Source organism: Gracilimonas mengyeensis, assembly GCF_900182705.1.
Lineage (GTDB): Bacteria > Bacteroidota > Rhodothermia > Balneolales > Balneolaceae > Gracilimonas > Gracilimonas mengyeensis.
In genome coordinates this window covers 1-1,133 of sequence record NZ_FXTP01000031.1, presented here as the reverse complement: position 1 = coordinate 1,133, position 1,133 = coordinate 1, and the positions used below count along the sequence as shown (strand labels likewise).

Here is a 1,133-nt window from a genome sequence, read left to right as displayed (position 1 = left end):
TACTTTTGACCTATGAAAAAATCTCGATTTACCGAATCCCAGATCATCTCTATTCTCTCCCAGCATGAGCAGGGACGTAAAGTAGCCGATCTGGCTCGCGAACACGCAATCAGTCCGGCTACCTTCTATAATTGGAAAGCCAAGTACGGAGGCATGAGCGTGAGTGAGCTTACCCGCCTGAAAGAACTGGAAGCGGAGAACCAACGTCTGAAGCGTATGTATGCCGACCTAAGTCTGGTTCATCATGCCCTCAAAGACGTCATGGAAAAAAAGCTGTAAGTCCTGACGTTAAGCGGGAAATGGTAACTCAGATGCGTGATGAGCATAAGATATCCATTCGTCAGGGCTGCAAGGCCGTGCGCCTTCCCCGCAGCACCTATAGTTATCAGCGTAAGCCTAAAGATGATAGTCGTATCATTGACGCATTACTGGCATTGGTGGACCAGCATCCATCGATTGGTTTTTGGAGCTGTTACTGGAGAATTCGCAACCAGGGCCGGGAGTGGAACCACAAACGGATTTACCGGATCTACACGATGTTGGGACTTAATATTCGGCGCAGGGCCAAGAAACGACTCCCTGCACGTGCCAAACAAACCCTCTTCCAGCCAGAGGAGCCAAACCAAGTCTGGAGTCTGGACTTTATGCATGACAGCCTGTGGGATGGGCGCAGTTACCGCCTGTTGAATGTGATGGATGACTACAACCGGCAGGTGCTGTGGATCGAAACCGACACGAGCCTGCCTGCACTGCGGGTCATTTGTGTGCTTAATCAACTCAAGCAAACCCGAGAGCTTCCGAAGATGATCCGGGTGGATAACGGCCCGGAATTTATCTCTCAGAAACTCGATCAGTGGTGTAAGAAGCACCAAATAACCTTAGTCTTTATCCAACCGGGTAAACCTACACAAAACGCTTATATCGAACGCTTAAATGGAAGTATGCGCCAAGAACTGCTGAATGCGTATGTGTTTAAAACCCTGGATGAAGTGCGGACCAAAACCCAGCAATGGATGTACGATTATAACCACCACCGCCCCCATAAATCTTTGGGGTATAAAACACCGATAGAACTCTTAAATTAAACCGAACATTCTACTTTTAATTGGCCCAGTTTTTGGGGAAGCCGACAA

General features: G+C 48.5%; 1 protein-coding gene. It reads left to right on the top strand.

Annotated elements, in window-relative coordinates; genetic code table 11:
- The first annotated feature begins 12 nt into the window (after positions 1-12).
- A protein-coding gene (locus tag FN815_RS18775; RefSeq protein ID WP_425461081.1) for an IS3 family transposase occupies positions 13-1,085 on the top strand; the annotation gives its coding sequence in 2 pieces (ribosomal slippage) (positions 13-274 and positions 274-1,085; 1,074 coding nt in all).
- The last annotated feature ends 48 nt before the right edge of the window (positions 1,086-1,133 follow it).